The sequence below is a fragment of the Aeromonas sp. s3 genome (assembly GCF_040907805.1).
Taxonomy (GTDB): Bacteria; Pseudomonadota; Gammaproteobacteria; order Enterobacterales; family Aeromonadaceae; genus Aeromonas; species Aeromonas dhakensis.
This window is the reverse complement of the sequence record NZ_JBFOCQ010000020.1, coordinates 61,024-75,379: the sequence shown is the minus strand read 5'-3', so window position 1 is coordinate 75,379 and position 14,356 is coordinate 61,024. Positions and strand designations below refer to the sequence as shown.

Here is a 14,356-nt window from a genome sequence, read left to right as displayed (position 1 = left end):
CGGGTCGCGCCGGCCGGCGCGCGTCCTGTTGCTGCAAATAGAGCCCCGCCAGGGAGAGATCCTCCGGCCGGGTCACCTTGATGTTGTCGGCCCGCCCTTCCACCATCCGCACCGGGAAGCCGGCCCGCTCCATGGCGGAGGCCTCATCCGTGATGGTGACCCCCAGCGCCAGCCCCTCCTCCAGCGCCCGCATTAGGGGGCCGGTGGGGAACATCTGCGGGGTCAGGGCGTGCCAAAGCTCCTCGCGCTCGACGGTGGCGAGGATGTTGCCGGCGGCGTCGGAGCGCTTCATGGTGTCGCGCACCCGGCTGCCGAGGATGGCTCCGCCACAGGCCATGGCGGTAGCAATGAGGCGATCGAGATCGCTGTGGGTCAGGCAGGGGCGGGCAGCGTCATGCACCAGCACCCACTCCCCTTGCGCCACGTGCAGCGCATTGAGCACGGAGAAGGCGCGCTCGGCGCCCCCTTCCACTTGCAGGATCCTCGGATCGGCGGCCACGGCCAGGGTGTCGAACCAGCGGTCATGGGGAGCCAGCGCCACTATGACCTGACCGATAGCCGGGTGGGAGAGCAGCCGGGTCAGGGTGTGCTCCAGAATGGCCATGCCCGCCAGCTGCAGATACTGTTTCGGGCACTCGGCCCCCATCCGGCTGCCGATGCCGGCGGCCGGCACGATGGCGGTCAGCCCGCAGTGATGATCAGTCATCGTAGGCTGCGTCTCCGGAGCTGGAACCCTTGTCTTTGTCCTTGGGAATGATGCGGTAGAAGGTCTCGCCCTGCTTGATGTAGCCAAGATCGTTGCGCGACAGCTCCTCGATGGCTTCCAGGCCCGAGGTCAGGTCATCAATCTCGCGATAAATCAGGTTGTTGCGATCCTTGAGTACCAGATTGTCCTGCTGCTGCCGGGTGATGGCATCGGACAGCTCATGATAGTCAGACAGGCCGTTCTTCCCCAGCCAGAGGTCATATTGAAGCCCCCCCAACAGGAAGAGCAGGATAAGAGTGAGTAGCCGCATGCACTGAATCTCCTTCAAGCGGCCTAGTTTCCCATATTCGCAGGCAAGACAAAAGAAAGCCTGTGCCCCGGATGGGTTCGGTCGGAACAAAAAATGCAGAATCCGGGGATGGGGGTGACACAGACGAAAAAGCCCCGCCGGATGGCGGGGCTTTGTGAAGCAGGAGAACAGGCGATGATTAAGCCTGGTTCTTCACTTCTTTCAGACCACGGAACGGAGCCTTGGCACCCAGGGCTTCTTCGATACGGATCAGCTGGTTGTACTTGGCAACACGGTCAGAACGGCTCATGGAACCGGTCTTGATCTGGCCAGCAGCGGTACCAACGGCCAGGTCGGCGATGGTCGCGTCTTCGGTCTCACCGGAGCGGTGGGAGATGACGGCAGTGTAGCCAGCGTCTTTGGCCATCTTGATGGCAGCCAGAGTTTCGGTCAGGGAACCGATCTGGTTGAACTTGATCAGGATGGAGTTGGCGATGCCGTTGTCGATACCGCGCTTCAGGATCTTGGTGTTGGTTACGAACAGGTCGTCACCCACGATCTGGATTTTCTTGCCCAGTTTCTGGGTCTGGTAGGCGAAGCCTTCCCAGTCAGATTCGTCCAGGCCGTCTTCGATGGAGACGATCGGGAACTTGGCAGTCAGCTCTTCCAGGAAGTCGGAGAAACCGTTGGAGGTGAAGACACGGCCTTCGCCTTTCAGGTTGTACTCTTTCTTCTCTGCGTCGTAGAACTCGGAAGCAGCGCAGTCCATGGCCAGGGTCACGTCGGTGCCCAGCTTGTAACCGGCAGCAGCAACGGCTTCGGCGATCACTTCCAGCGCTTCGGCGTTGGATTTCAGGTTCGGAGCGAAACCACCTTCGTCACCAACTGCGGTGTTGTAGCCCTTGGACTTCAGCACTTTGGCCAGGTTGTGGAACACTTCTGCGCCCATGCGAACGGCTTCTTTCAGGGTCTTTGCGCCAACCGGCTGGATCATGAACTCCTGGATGTCGACGTTGTTGTCGGCGTGCTCACCACCGTTGATGATGTTCATCATGGGCAGCGGCATGGAGTAGACACCCGGGGTGCCGTTCAGCTCGGCGATGTGGGCGTACAGCGGCATGCCTTTGGCAGCTGCGGCAGCTTTGGCGTTGGCCAGGGAAACAGCCAGGATGGCGTTGGCGCCGAACTTGGATTTGTTCTCGGTACCGTCGAGGTCGATCATGATCTGGTCGACAGTGGCCTGGTCCTTGGCATCTTTACCCAGCAGAGCTTGAGCGATCGGGCCGTTGACGGCTTCGAGGGCTTTCAGCACGCCTTTACCCAGGAAACGGCTCTTGTCGCCGTCACGCAGTTCCAGCGCTTCGCGGGAACCGGTGGACGCGCCAGACGGAGCGGCTGCCATACCAACAAAACCACCTTCCAGGTGAACTTCGGCCTCAACGGTCGGGTTACCACGGGAGTCGATGATTTCACGACCGATCACTTTAACGATCTTGGACATGTGTATTTCCTCAGGTTTCGTAAAAAAACAACAAAAATATGCCAAAAAAAGCGGCTGTGGCACAGGGCCCCAACCGCATTTATTTTCAATTACTTCAGATTACGCTTCTGATACTCGCCCGCCGCCTTCACAAAACCGGCGAACAGGGCGTGGCCATCACGAGGAGTCGAGGTGAACTCCGGGTGGAACTGCGCGGCCACGAACCAGGGGTGATCCGGGATCTCGATGATTTCCACCAACTTCTTGTCGGCGGAGAGACCGGTCACTTTCAGGCCCGCTGCTTCGATCTGCGGCAGCAGCTTGTTGTTCACTTCATAACGGTGACGGTGGCGCTCGTAAATGGTCGGGCTGCCGTACATCTGACGCACCTTGGAATCTTCCACCAGATGGCATAGCTGGGAACCCAGACGCATGGTACCGCCCAGATCGGACTTCTCGGTCCGGGTCTCGACGTTGCCTTCGTCATCCACCCACTCGGTGATGAGACCCACTACCGGGTAGGCGCAATCTTTCTTGAATTCGGAGGAGTGAGCCCCGGCCATGCCGGCCACGTTGCGGGCGAATTCGATCATCGCAACCTGCATACCGAGGCAGATGCCGAGATACGGGATCTTGTTCTCGCGGGCATACTGGGCCGCCAGGATCTTGCCTTCCACGCCGCGCTCACCGAAGCCACCCGGCACCAGGATTGCGTCCAGACCTTCCAGCAGCTCGGCGCCACGGGTCTCGATGTCCTGGGAATCGATGTACTTGATGTTGACGGAGAGACGGGTCTTCAGACCGCCGTGCTTGAGCGCCTCGTTGACGGACTTGTAGGCATCCGGCAGGGAGACGTACTTGCCCACCATGCCGATGGTCACTTCTGCAGTCGGGTTGGCCTCTTCATAGATGACCTGTTCCCACTCGGCCAGATCGGCCTCCTTGCACTCGATGCCGAAGCGCTCGGTGATGTAGGAGTCCAGGTTCTGGGATTTCAGCAGCGCCGGGATCTTGTAGATGGAGTCGACGTCCTTCATGGAGATGACGGCACGCTCCGGCACGTTGCAGAACAGGGCGATCTTGGCACGTTCGTTGGCCGGAATGGCGCGGTCGGAACGGCAGATCAGCACATCCGGCTGGATACCAATGGAGAGCAGCTCCTTCACGGAGTGTTGGGTCGGCTTGGTCTTCACTTCGCCGGCGGCGGCCAGATAAGGTACCAGGGTCAGGTGCATGAACATGGCGTTGTTGCGACCCACTTCGGCAGCCAGCTGACGAATGGCTTCGAGGAACGGCAGGGACTCGATGTCGCCCACGGTACCGCCCACCTCGACGATGGCAACCTGATGGCCTTCGGCACCGGCAATCACCCGCTCTTTAATGGCGTTGGTGATGTGCGGGATCACCTGAATGGTGGCGCCCAGATAGTCGCCGCGGCGCTCTTTGCGCAGCACGTCGGCATAGATGCGACCGGTGGTGAAGTTGTTGCGGCGGGTCATCTTGGTGCGGATGAAACGCTCGTAGTGGCCCAAGTCCAGATCGGTCTCGGCCCCGTCCTCGGTTACGAACACTTCACCGTGCTGGGTCGGGCTCATGGTGCCCGGATCCACGTTGATATAGGGGTCCAGTTTCATGATGGTCACATCCAGACCACGGGCTTCCAGAATGGCTGCCAGAGAAGCTGCGGCAATGCCTTTGCCGAGGGATGAAACAACGCCACCAGTTACAAAAATATATTTTGTCGTCATGCTGAACCTGAAAGAAGTTTAGGGAATTTTAAGGGGTGCTTCGGGGATGAAGCAGGACGGGGAAACAGTATACCAAAACCCCCTCTCCCAAACAATGAACAAAAATCTATCAGGCTCCCGGTGCCCCCATCTTGCGCCAAATCAACTTTGTTCGGTTTCCTTGGCCTTGACCCAGGCGGCATCCAGCTTCTCGAGGCTGCAGTCGGTCATTTTCAGCCCTTCCGCGGCGATAAACTGCTCAACCTGACGAAAGCGGCGTTCGAACTTGGCGTTGGCGCCCCGCAGCACCTGCTCCGGATCCTTGCCGAGATGACGCACCAGATTGACGGTGGCAAACAGCAGATCGCCGAGTTCGTCGCTCACCCGTTCTTCATCCACGTCGGCCATCAGCGCCTCTTCCATCACCTCGTCGATCTCCTCGTGGATCTTGTCTACCACAGGGCCCAGGGTCTTCCAGTCAAAACCGACGGTGGCGCAGCGCTTCTGGATCTTGGCGGCGCGGGTCAAGGCCGGCAGCGAGAGGGGGATGTCGTCAAGCACGCTCTCTTTGTCGAGCGCCGCTCGCTCCTTGGCCTTTTCCGCCTCCCAGTTCACCTTCACCGCCTGCTCGTCGCCGAGGTCGGCATCGGAGAAGACATGGGGGTGGCGACGAATCAGCTTCTCGCTCACCGTGTCAACGATGTCGGCAAAGTCGAACAGCCCCTGCTCCTTGCCAAGCTGGGCATAGAACACCACCTGGAACAGCAGATCCCCCAGCTCCCCTTTCAGCCCCTGCCAATCTTCGGTCTCGATGGCGTCGGCCACCTCGTAGGCCTCCTCCAGGGTGTGCGGCACTATGGTCTGGAAGCTCTGCTTGAGATCCCAGGGGCAGCCCCCGTTCGGGTCGCGCAGTTTGGCCATGATGGCGAGCAGTTGGGGCAGGTCGTAACGTTGGGACATGGGATGTTCGCTTTTCTTGATGCTACCGGGAGAAAACAGTGACCGACCTGGCGGTCGGTCACGAGTGCAGTGTTGCGTACGATCAGAGGCGCTTGGCGCTGATCACGTCATTGAGCTGGCTGAGCTTGGCCAACGCCCGGTTGAAGGCGTTGATGTTGTAAATTTCCAGCTCCATGTCGATCTCGGCGGTCTGCTCACGCACGTTGGAGCGCGAACGCACCCCCATCACGTTGATCTTCTCGTTGGCGAGCACTGTGGTGATGTCGCGCAGCAAGCCGGACCTGTCGTTGGAGAGGATGCGGATGGTGAGACCGTAACCGCCGGAGTAGTTCTCCCCCCATACCGCATCGATCAGTCGCTCCGGGTTGCGGCGCGACAGCTCTTTGAGTTGCTCGCAATCCTCCCGATGGATGGAGACGCCGCGGCCCATGGTGATGAAGCCCTGGATGGCATCCCCGGGGATCGGCTGGCAGCAGCGAGCGATGTGGGTCATCAGGTTGCCCACCCCTTCCACTACGATGTGATCCTTGGGCTTGTGGCGGAACGGCGCATTGGCCTTCTGTTCCAGCTTCTCCAGCAGGCGGCGATCTTCCTCCTCCGCCGTCGGCTTGTTGTAACAGGTGTCCAGGTAGTTGATCACCTGGTTGATGCGGATGTCGCCGCTGCCGATGCCGGCCAGCAGATCGTCGGTGCTCTCCAGATTGAAGCGGCGCAGCATGTTGCCCTTGTCGATCTTGGCCATGCTGAGGTTGTGGCGATCCAGCTCCTTGTCGAACAGCTCGCGCCCGGCGACGATGTTCTTGTCCCGATCCAGCTTTCTGAACCAGGTGGCCACCTTGGCCCGCGCCCGGCTGGAGCGCAGGAAACCTGAGTTGGGGTTCATCCAGTCGCGGCTCGGGTTCGGTTCTTTCTGGGTGATCACCTCCACCTGATCGCCGGTCTGCAGCGCATAGGTGAACGGCACGATGCGGCCGTCGATCTTGGCGCCGATGCAGCGGTGGCCGATCATGCTGTGGACGTGATAGGCAAAGTCGAGGGGCGTGGCCCCCGCCGGCAGGTCGATGACATCCCCTTTCGGAGTGAACACATAGACCCTGTCCTCGAACACCTGACTGCGCAGATCCTCGAGCAGGGAGCCACTCTCGGAGAGATCCTCCTGCCAGGCGAGCAGCTTGCGCAGCCACTCGATCTTGTCTTCGAAGTTGTTGGCCTTGCCGCCGGCCTGAGCCCCTTCCTTGTAGCGCCAGTGGGCCGCCACACCGAGCTCGGCATCCTGGTGCATCTGATCGGTACGGATCTGGATCTCCACCGTCTTGCCCTCGGGCCCCACCACCACGGTATGGATGGACTGGTAGCCGTTGGGTTTGGGGTTGGCGACATAGTCGTCAAACTCGCGGGGAATGTGGTGGAAATGGGTGTGAACGATGCCGAGCGCCGCATAGCAATCCTGCAGCCGCTTGGTCACCACCCGCACCGCACGCACGTCGAACAGCTCGTTGAACTCGAGGTGCTTCTTCTGCATCTTGCGCCAGATGCTGTAGATGTGTTTCGGCCGGCCGTAGACTTCGGCCTCGACCCCCGCCTCTTTCAGGGCATCGCGCAGGGACTGCACGAACTCGCGGATGTAGCGCTCCCGATCGAGGCGCTTCTCGTCGAGCTGTTTGGCGATCTGCTTGTAGGTATCCGGGTGCAGGTAGCGGAAGGCGAGATCCTCAAGCTCCCACTTGAGCTGACCGATGCCGAGCCGGTTGGCCAGCGGGGCATAGATGTTGGTGATCTCCTGGGCCATCAGCACCCGGGTCTCTTCATCCGCCTTTTTCGCCTCCCGCAGGCAGGCGATCCGCTCCGCCAGCTTGATCACCACGGCGCGCACATCCTCGACCATGGCGAGCAGCATGCGCCGCACGTTGTCGACCTGCTCCGGCGAAGTTTCGCTGCGGTGCAGGGTCTGCAGGGAGCGGATGGCCTCCATCTCCAGCACCCCTTCCACCAGCTTGGCGATCTTGGGACCGAAGTCCTCGTCCATCCGCTCCTGGCTGATGAGACCGGCTTCGACGAAGGGGTAGATGATGGCGGCCTTGAGGGTGCCGAGATCCATGCTGAGCATCAGCAGGATGCCCACCATCTCGACCCCGCGCACCAGCAGCCGGTTGGTGAGCGCTTCGTCACCGAGCGTCAGACAGTACTGGTAGACGGTTCGCAGCTGATCCTTGTCACTGTCACTCAGGGTGAGCGAGCTGACCCACTCCTCCAGGGTGAAGTTGTCTTTCAAATGAATATCGCGAACCGCAACCATGGTATCAATCCTTTAAATTATTGGGCCGAAGGCTGTCGCCCTCTCCCCTCATGAGATTGCCTCAAATGGGGATCTGCGGAGAATTTTTCAAGGCATATTGTCAAGAAAAACAATAGAGTTCTCCGCCAGGCCCTGCCGATTTACAAGGGTCTAGATTACCCCAATCATGCCTGCCCAGACAGCGTTATGGACGCCACCATCGTCAACTGACGGCTGCCCTTTCATGGCACCGCCACCACGTCCGTTTTGCCCATCACCGCCCGTCTATTTGCGCTCGAACAGCGCCATGGACTCCAGGTGGCCGGTGTGCGGGAACATGTCGAGCATGCCGAGGCGCACCAGCCGATAGCCCCCTTTCACCAGCACCTGGCTGTCGCGCGCCAGGGTGACCGGATTACAGGAAACGTAGACCACCCGTCTGGGTGAAAGTTTCACGACGTGCTCCATCACCTCGAACGCACCGGGACGGGCCGGATCCAGCAGCACCAGATCGAACCCTTCCCGCGCCCAGGACATACCGGCGATGTCGCCGCTCAAGTCCGCCTTGTAGAAACGGGCGTTCTCGATGCCGTTGCGACGGGCGTTCTCTTCGGCACGGGCCACCATGGCCAGCTCCCCTTCCACCCCCACCACTTCGCGGGCCTGACGGGCCAGCGGCAGGGTGAAGTTGCCGATACCGCAGAACAGATCGAGCACCTTGTCATCCTTGCCCGCCTCGAGCCAGTTCAGTGCCTGCTCCACCATGCGCTTGTTGACCGGGCCGTTGACCTGGATGAAGTCACCGGGAGCGAACGCAAGAGACAGGCCATCCAGCGAGTAGGAGGGCGCAAATTGCTGGTGCAGCGGCTCAATCTGCTCGTCGGCCGCCTGCAGATAGAGGTCGATCCCCTGCGCCTCGGCGAACTCGATCAGTTGCGCCCGATCCGCCTCGGTCGGCCGGCCGGTATGGCGCAGCAGCATCAGGATCCCCTGCTCGGCCTGGATCAGCTCCGCATGGCCCAGCTCACGCTGGCTCTTGAGGCGGTTGAGGCATTCGCGCAGCGGGGCGATCAGTGCGGAGAGCGGCTCGGCCAGCACCGGACAACCGCCGATCTCCACCAGATCGTTGGACTGGCGACGACGAAAGCCCACCCGGGTGCAGCGGCCGTTCTTGTCGAACTTGATGGCCAACCGGCAGACCCGGCGATAGGCGCGGGACTCCCCGCCCAGCACGGGCTCCAGCGCCGGAGGCTGGATGTTGCCGAGTCGCTCGAACAGGCTGACCAGGCCGGCCTCCTTGGCGGCGCGCTGATCCGCCTCAGCCAGGTGCTGGGCGCTGCAGCCGCCGCACTCGCGGTAGTGGCTGCAGAAGGGGGCGATGCGATTGGCCGCCGGCGTCACCACCTGTTGCAGGGCGGCGTGGGCATACTGCTTCTTGTCTTCGAGGATGCGGGCCTTGACCTGCTCACTGGGCAGCGCCCCTTCGATGAAGATCGCCTTGCCCTGGTGGCGGCCGATCCCGACGCAGTGGTGATCCAGGCTGTCTACCGTAAATTCAATACGTTGGGGCTGAGTGGATTTCTTTTGGGGCTTGAAAAACTGGGCCATAAAACTTGGTGCCTATAGGTGGCTATGTCATGATTGTGGAATCTGCAGCAGGCTATTGTCCCACAAGAATAATAGTATGACCAAATACGGCCTGTGGGCCCGCACCCGCTCGTTTACGCCATTGCCAACCCTGCTCTTCGGGGGATCATCCGCATGACCAAATACGGCCTTCGGGCGCGTGTGCTGGCCTTTACCATCTTGCCGACCCTGATCATCGGCGGCCTGATGGCCGGCTATTTCACCTTCCACCGCTATCAGCAGCTGGAAAACAACCTGATCGATCAGGGCATCAACATCATAGAGCCGCTGGCCATCGCCAGTGAATATGGCATGACCCAGCACAGTCGCGAATCGCTCAAGCGGCTGATCGGCCTCACCCACCGCAAGAACTCGCCGCTCATCAAGTCCATCGCCGTCTTCACCCAGGACAACCAGCTGTTCGTGACGTCCAACTACCACAGGGACTTCACCCGGCTGCGGCTGCCGGACGGCAGCCAGATCCCCGAGCTCACCAGCGTCACCCTCTATGGCGACGACATCATACTGCGCACCCCGATCCAGGCCGAGACCAGCATGGACGGCTTCCCGCTGCCAAGCGACGTGGAACCGCCGATGATCGGCTACATCTCCATGCAGATGACCACCGACCGGGCCATGATCCTGCAATACCGCGACACCTTCTTCGCGGTGATCATGGTGCTCATCGGCATCGCCTTCAGTACTCTGTTCGGCTTTAGACTGGTCAAGAGCGTGACCCAACCCATCACCGACATGGTGCAGGCGGTGCACAAGATCAGGGAGGGGCGGCTCGATACCCGGGTCAGCGGTCAGCTCACCGGCGAGCTCGACATGCTGAAAAACGGCATCAACGCCATGGCCAAGGCGCTCTCGGAATACCACGAGGAGATGCAGCAGAACATCGATCAGGCCACCTCCGACTTGCGCGAGACGCTGGAACAGATCGAGATCCAGAACGTCGAGCTCGACATGGCCAAGAAGCGGGCGCAGGAGGCGGCGCGGGTCAAGTCGGAGTTCCTCGCCAACATGTCCCACGAGCTGCGCACCCCGCTCAACGGGGTCATCGGCTTCACCCGCCAGCTGCTCAAGACCAGCCTGACCCCGAGCCAGACCGACTACATGCAGACCATCGAGAAGTCGGCCCGCAACCTGCTCGGCATCATCAACGACATCCTCGACTTCTCCAAGTTGGAGGCGGGCAAGCTGCAGCTGGAGCACATCCCCTTCAGCCTGCGCGACACCCTCAACGAGACCATGCATCTGCTCGGCCCCAGCGCCCACGACAAGCAGCTGGAGCTCTCCCTGCAGGTGGATGCCGAGGTGCCGGACTACCTCACCGGCGACCCCATGCGCCTGCAGCAGGTGCTGACCAACCTCACCGGCAATGCCATCAAGTTCACCGAGCGCGGCAACGTGGACGTGCGCATCGAGCAGACTGGCAGCCTCAGCGGCAACAAGGTACGGCTCAACGTGCTGATCCGCGACACCGGCATCGGCATCTCGGAAGAGCAGCAGCGCCAGCTGTTCCAGGCCTTCAACCAGGCCGACTCCTCCATCTCCCGCCGCTATGGCGGCACCGGCCTGGGCCTCGTCATCACCCAGAAGCTGGTGCAGCAGATGGGGGGCCAGATCCGCTTCGAATCGGAACTCGGCAAGGGCTCTGTCTTCTCCTTCAGCCTGGATCTGGAGGTCTCTCCCCTGCCCCAGACCGACCGGTTGCCGCTGGATCGCATCCAGGGCAAGCGGGTCTGGCTGCTGGAACCGGATCCCTTCAGTCACTCCGCCATCTGCGCCCTGCTGGCGGAGTGGCAGTTGCAGGTGCACTCCCTGACCGGCGACGACCCCTGGCCCGAGATGAGCAGCCAGGACATGGTGATCATCGGCAGCGGCACCCAGCACAGTCCGCAGCAGGTGGTGGCGCGCCTCGACGGGCTGGATGGCCAGCAGAACACCATAGTGCTGCTCAGCAGCCATGAGCCTTCGCTCTACGAAGCCATGCTGGCCCACGGCGCCCAGCACTGCCTCTCCAAGCCCATCAACCACCGCAAGCTGCTGCACGCCCTGCTCTCCCCCGAGGCGGCGCGCAGCGCCCCGCTGCCAGAGCCCTCCCCGCGCAGCGTGCAGGAGATCAAGGTGCTGGCGGTGGACGACAACGCCGCCAACCTCAAGCTGATCGCCGCCATGCTCAAGGAGATGGTGAGCCAGGTGGTGGTGTGCAAGAACGGCAAGGAGGCGGTCAGACTGGCCCAGAGCCAGCCATTCGACATCATCTTCATGGATATCCAGATGCCGATCATGGACGGCATCAGCGCCACCCAGGCTATTCGCAGCCAGTCCCTCAACACCGAGACGCCCATAGTCGCGGTCACCGCCCACGCCATTCCCGGCGAGCGGGAGCGGCTGATCCGCCAGGGCATGGACGACTATCTGGCCAAGCCCATCGACGAGGCCATGCTGGCCAAGCTCATCACCGACTTCGCCCATCGTCGCCACCAGAATCACGCCAGCCAGCAGATCGACTGGTCGCTGGCGGTGCGCCAGGCGGCGGGCAAGCTGGATCTCGCCAAGGAGATGCTGACCATGCTGATGACCAGTTTCGACGAGGTGGATCCTGTGCTGGAGGCGGCGCTCGCCGGCCAGGTGGAGGACAGCGAGGTGCTGGCCCAGCTCCACCGCCTCAACGGCGGCTGCGCCTACTCGGGGGTGCCTCGTCTGCAGCGGCTGCTCTCCCAGCTGGAGCAGCAGCTGCGGGACGGGGTGGCGGTGGCCGAACTCGAGCCCGAGTTGCTGGAGCTGCAGGATGCGTTGGAGCAGGTGCGCCAGGAGGCTCCCCGCTACCTCGCCTGACCCGGCGGCCCGCTTTTTCTGACGCGGGCCCCGCCAGATGGTAAAGTTGCGCCGTTTCCACAGGAGTCGACATGACCAACAACGATATTTTGCGCCGCCTGCGCTACGCCCTCAGCATCAGCAACGACCAGATGGTCGACATGTTCGCCAAGGGCAACCTGACCGTCACCCACGCCCAGCTGCACGGCTGGCTGATGAAAGAGGCAGAAGAGGGTGAGGTGCAGGAGGCTGGCTTTGCCGCCTGCCCGGATTCGGCCCTGAGCCAGTTCCTCGACGGCCTGATCCTGGTGCGCCGCGGCGCACGGGAAGATGCACCGCCCCAGGTGATCCCGAACCGGATCAACAACAACATGATCCTGCGCAAACTGCGCATCGGCCTCAACTTCAAGGAAGAGGAGATGCTCGCCACCCTCAAGCTGGCGAACTTCAACCTCTCCAAGTCCGAGCTGAGCGCCCTGTTCCGCTCACGGGACCACAAGCACTACCAGGATTGCGGGGATCAGATCCTGCGCAACTTCCTCATCGGCCTCACCGCCAAGTATCGCGGCTGAACCATGGGCCGGCGTCTGCGCTCACCATCATCCCGCCTGCTGGCGGTGGGTGGGCGCCGTCGGCCATGGGGCGACTGCCGGCACTGGTATGCCCTCTGCCTCACCCTGCTGCTGAGCGCCTGCCAGCCCGCCCCCTACCGGCTCAACAACGACCATCAGAGCGCCAGCCAGAACGAGCGCATCGCCTTTCTGATCCTGCACTACACGGATGAAGACGATGAGCGTTCCCTGCGCCTGCTGACCGAGCCGGCCCATCAGGTGAGCGCCCACTACCTTATCCCGCGCGATACCCATGAGCGGCCGCTGCCGGTCTACCAGCTGGTGCCCGACAACCGGCGCGCCTGGCATGCCGGCCGCAGCCGCTGGCACCAGTATACGGGGCTCAATGCCAGCTCTCTTGGCATCGAGATCGTCAACCTCGGCTACCCGCCACAGGATGAGCTGCTGCCCGCCCACCAGCGACGCTGGCAGCCCTACACCCGGGCACAGATAGCCGCTCTCGGCGCCCTCACCCGCGAGCTGGTCGAGCGCTACCAGATCCCCCCCACCCAGGTGCTGGCCCACAGCGACGTCGCCCCCGAGCGCAAGCAGGATCCCGGTCCCCACTTCCCCTGGCGCGAGCTGGCCCTGCACTACGGGGTGGGCGCCTGGCCCGATGAGACCCGGCTGACCGAGCTGCGCCAGCAGCCGGCGCCGGCCTGGGATGCCCTCGGCTGGCAGCAACGGCTGGCCCGCTACGGCTATGGCGTCGCCCCGAGCGGCCACTGGGACGAACAGAGCCGCGCCGCCCTGCGCGCCTTCCAGCTCCACTTTCGGCCCACCCTGGTCAGCGGTGAAGCGGATGGCGAGAGTCAGGCCATCCTGACTGCCCTGCTCGAGCGTTACTTTCCCGAGCCAGACTGACCCTCATCCCTACCGGTATCACACCATTCTGCCCAAAGCAGAAGAACGCCGAACGTCAGGCCATCCTCCCTCTCCTGCTCGAGCGCTATTTCCCCGCGCAACGCTGAGCTTCGCCCCGACCACGAAAGAGGGACGCCGCGGCGTCCCTCTTTCGCATTCTTCGTCGATTGCCGGCTCAGGCCTCCACCAGCAGCACCTCTATCCCGGCCTGACGCAGACCGGCCAGGGTCTCCGCCGCAATGGCGTCGTCGGTGATCAGGGTGTGGATGCGCCGGGTATCGATGATCTTGTGCAGGCTCAGCCGGCCAAACTTGCTGGAGTCGGTCACGACGATGATCCGCTCGGCCACGTGGCACATGCAGCGGTTGAGCCTGGCCTCGTCTTCGTGATGGGTGCTGACGCCGCGCTCCAGATCGATGCCATCCACCCCGAGAAACAGCAGATCGAAGTGATAGTTCTGCAAGGAGAGATCCGCCTGAGCGCCGTAGAAGGAGAGCGACTTGCGGCGCAGGTGGCCGCCCGTCATCAGCAGTTCCACCCCTTCCGCCTCCAGCAGGGCGTTCGCCACGTTCATGCCGTTGGTCATCACCACTATCTCCTGGTGATCGCGCAGGTGGCGTGCCACCTCCAGGGTGGTGGTGCCCGAGTCGAGAATGAGGCGGCAACCCGGCTGCACCAGGCTCGCCGCCATGGCGCCGATGCGCTGCTTGACCGGGGTGTTGAGCACGCTCTTGTCGGCGATGGTGCGCTCGGCCACCGGCTGACCGGATTCGCACAGCAGGGCGCCGCCGTAGGCGCGCACCGCCACCCCCTGTTTCTCCAGAAATGCCAGATCGTTGCGGATGGTGACGGTGGAGACCTGATAGTGGCCGGCCAGCTCGTTGACCTGAACGCTGCCATTGCTACGCAGCTGCTGAATGATGCGCTCCCGTCGCTCGCTGGTGCCGAGCACGCTCTTTTCGGTGATTTGCATAGTCTCTCTGCCGGAGTCC

11 protein-coding genes are annotated in these 14,356 nt (G+C 62.3%); 3 read left to right on the top strand and 8 right to left on the bottom strand.

All coding sequences use genetic code 11. From position 1 onward, the window contains the following. The 7 genes from ispD to rlmD form a co-directional block, all read right to left on the bottom strand. The coding region (gene ispD / locus AB5Y98_RS10485) for a 2-C-methyl-D-erythritol 4-phosphate cytidylyltransferase (protein ID WP_368231868.1) at window positions 1–706 on the bottom strand (706 nt) is incomplete at its 3' end. Further along, window positions 699–1,016 carry a cell division protein FtsB gene (ftsB, locus tag AB5Y98_RS10480; protein ID WP_017783452.1) on the bottom strand — a complete coding sequence of 106 codons (318 nt, stop codon included), beginning with the start codon at window positions 1,014–1,016 and terminating at the stop codon, window positions 699–701. The genes ispD and ftsB, both read right to left, overlap by 8 nt. Window positions 1,017–1,194: 178 nt before the next feature. Beyond that, window positions 1,195–2,496, bottom strand: coding sequence for a phosphopyruvate hydratase (gene eno, locus AB5Y98_RS10475; protein ID WP_005309426.1), 1,302 nt, complete (start codon window positions 2,494–2,496; stop codon window positions 1,195–1,197). A gap of 89 nt (window positions 2,497–2,585) precedes the next feature. Further along, window positions 2,586–4,223 (bottom strand): glutamine hydrolyzing CTP synthase, encoded by a 1,638-nt coding sequence (gene pyrG / locus AB5Y98_RS10470; RefSeq protein WP_005309423.1) that lies wholly within the window; start codon window positions 4,221–4,223, stop codon window positions 2,586–2,588. A gap of 141 nt (window positions 4,224–4,364) precedes the next feature. Then, entirely contained in the window at window positions 4,365–5,162 is a 798-nt protein-coding gene (gene mazG, locus AB5Y98_RS10465; RefSeq protein WP_042051154.1) for a nucleoside triphosphate pyrophosphohydrolase, read from the bottom strand. Between the two features lie 82 nt (window positions 5,163–5,244). Continuing rightward, window positions 5,245–7,458, bottom strand: a complete 2,214-nt coding sequence (relA, locus tag AB5Y98_RS10460; RefSeq protein WP_005309420.1) for a GTP diphosphokinase — start codon at window positions 7,456–7,458, stop codon at window positions 5,245–5,247. A gap of 264 nt (window positions 7,459–7,722) precedes the next feature. Further along, entirely contained in the window at window positions 7,723–9,045 is a 1,323-nt protein-coding gene (gene rlmD, locus AB5Y98_RS10455) for a 23S rRNA (uracil(1939)-C(5))-methyltransferase RlmD (protein WP_368231867.1), read from the bottom strand. A 153-nt stretch (window positions 9,046–9,198) separates the two neighbouring features. Here rlmD and barA point away from each other — a divergent pair, with 153 nt between their 5' ends. The 3 genes from barA (at window position 9,199) to AB5Y98_RS10440 (ending at window position 13,364) form a co-directional block, all read left to right on the top strand. Next, window positions 9,199–11,910 carry a two-component sensor histidine kinase BarA gene (gene barA / locus AB5Y98_RS10450; protein WP_368231866.1) on the top strand — a complete coding sequence of 904 codons (2,712 nt, stop codon included), beginning with the start codon at window positions 9,199–9,201 and terminating at the stop codon, window positions 11,908–11,910. Between the two features lie 71 nt (window positions 11,911–11,981). Continuing rightward, window positions 11,982–12,461 (top strand): DUF1456 family protein, encoded by a 480-nt coding sequence (locus tag AB5Y98_RS10445; RefSeq protein WP_005309414.1) that lies wholly within the window; start codon window positions 11,982–11,984, stop codon window positions 12,459–12,461. A gap of 3 nt (window positions 12,462–12,464) precedes the next feature. After that, on the top strand, window positions 12,465–13,364 hold the full coding sequence (locus tag AB5Y98_RS10440) for an N-acetylmuramoyl-L-alanine amidase (RefSeq protein ID WP_252601953.1): 900 nt from the start codon (window positions 12,465–12,467) through the stop codon (window positions 13,362–13,364). A gap of 175 nt (window positions 13,365–13,539) precedes the next feature. Here AB5Y98_RS10440 and AB5Y98_RS10435 read toward each other — a convergent pair whose 3' ends face one another. Further along, on the bottom strand, window positions 13,540–14,337 hold the full coding sequence (locus AB5Y98_RS10435) for a DeoR family transcriptional regulator (protein WP_005309410.1): 798 nt from the start codon (window positions 14,335–14,337) through the stop codon (window positions 13,540–13,542). Between the last annotated feature and the right edge of the window lie 19 nt (window positions 14,338–14,356).